At 50.8% G+C, this 1,557-nt stretch carries 2 protein-coding genes; both read left to right on the top strand.

Features of this window, described 5'->3' with window-relative positions; translation table 11 throughout:
• On the top strand, nt 1–165 hold the full coding sequence (locus BUA60_RS22685) for a phosphoenolpyruvate hydrolase family protein (protein WP_084532737.1): 165 nt from the start codon (nt 1–3) through the stop codon (nt 163–165).
• A 57-nt stretch (nt 166–222) separates the two neighbouring features.
• Nucleotides 223–1,557 (top strand): MFS transporter (locus tag BUA60_RS22680; protein WP_072865851.1); only part of this gene is annotated, 1,335 nt, incomplete at its 3' end.

The raw sequence follows: 1,557 nt of genomic DNA, 5'->3' as shown, positions 1-1,557 counted from the left end.
ATTTTCCTGGCTCATGGAGGGCCCATCAATACCCCGGAGGACGTAAAGGTGATCCTTGCCAATACGGATGCACATGGATTTGTAGGAGCATCCTCATTGGAGCGGATGGCCGTGGAATCCTCGCTGACCGCATTGACGCAGGAATTCAAATCCCTGGAAATATAGGCCAGGATACCGTTACAAACGAACCTGGAATACCAATAACCAATAAACCAATAGATTATGGAAAGTATATCAAAAGAGGACAGCTCACGGAAAAGAACACTTTTCCTGGGATGTTTTATAGCCCTGTTGACCACCGCATTCGGTTTTATTACCCGCGTATTCCTGGTGGATACCTGGAGCGAGGCGTTCGACCTGAACCCGGCAGAGGCGGGAAGGCTCATGGGGATAGGGATCTGGCCTTTTTTCGTGGCCATCATTTTCTTCAGTCTGCTGATAGATAGGATCGGTTATAAACTGGCCATGATCTTTGCCTTTATAGGTCACATGACCTGGGGGGTAATGGGCTATCTTGCCTATCAATATCTGCAGTCCGGGGACATTGACACGGCATATGGCCTTTTGTATTGGGGCAGCTTGGTATTTGCATTGGGCAACGGTACGGTAGAAGCCTTCATAAATCCTGTGGTGGCCACCATGTTCAACAGGGAAAAGACCAAATGGTTGAACATATTGCATGCCGCCTGGCCGGGGGGACTGGTCCTTGCGGGGATCATCTTTATAGGTATGGGCAATGTGGAATGGTGGATCAAGATCGTCATCACCGTGGTGCCTGCCATCATGTATTTTATGATACTCATAAGACAGGAGTTCCCTCCCAATGAGCGCGTTGCGGCCGGGGTGAGCTATAGGGAGATGCTACAGGAGTTTGGTATTGGCGGAGCTTCCCTGGTAGCCTTTTTGGTGGTACTGCAGCTGAACGATTTCTTTGGACCGGGACCAGAAGATTATGCAATGCGATATGGGTTCATCGCCATAGGCGTACTCATGGTCGTGGCTTTCGGATGGTATGTTAGGACCTTGGGACGGCCAATATTGTTGTTCCTGTGTTTTATCATCATGCCCCTGGCCACTACAGAACTGGGTACGGATTCCTGGATACAGTCCATCATGCACGGGATAGCCAGCGATAAGGGTTTCGATGCCGGATGGGTATTGATTTATACTTCAGCCATAATGTTGGTGCTCCGGCTCTTTGCCGGTTCGGTCCTGCACCAAGTATCCCCCTTGGCCCTGTTGGTCATTAGCTCCGTGCTGGCCATTTTTGGATTGTATTTTCTCTCCATATCCACGGGCTGGTATATTTTTGTTGCCGCTACTTTGTACGGTCTGGGCAAAACCTTCTTCTGGCCTACTACCTTGGGAGTGGTCGCCGAGCAGACTCCAAGAGGTGGGGCCCTTACCTTGAACGCGGTGAGCGGCATTGGCATGTTAACGGTTGGTATGTTGGGGGCACCCATTATCGGGGCTTTCCAATCCAATTCGCAGATCGAACAATTACAGGCGTCCCAGGAATTGGCCCTGGCCGCCCCAAAAACCCTGTTGACGGACGGG

Source organism: Arenibacter palladensis, assembly GCF_900129275.1.
Taxonomy (GTDB): Bacteria; Bacteroidota; Bacteroidia; order Flavobacteriales; family Flavobacteriaceae; genus Arenibacter; species Arenibacter palladensis.
This window is presented reverse-complemented; position numbering and strand designations above follow the sequence as displayed.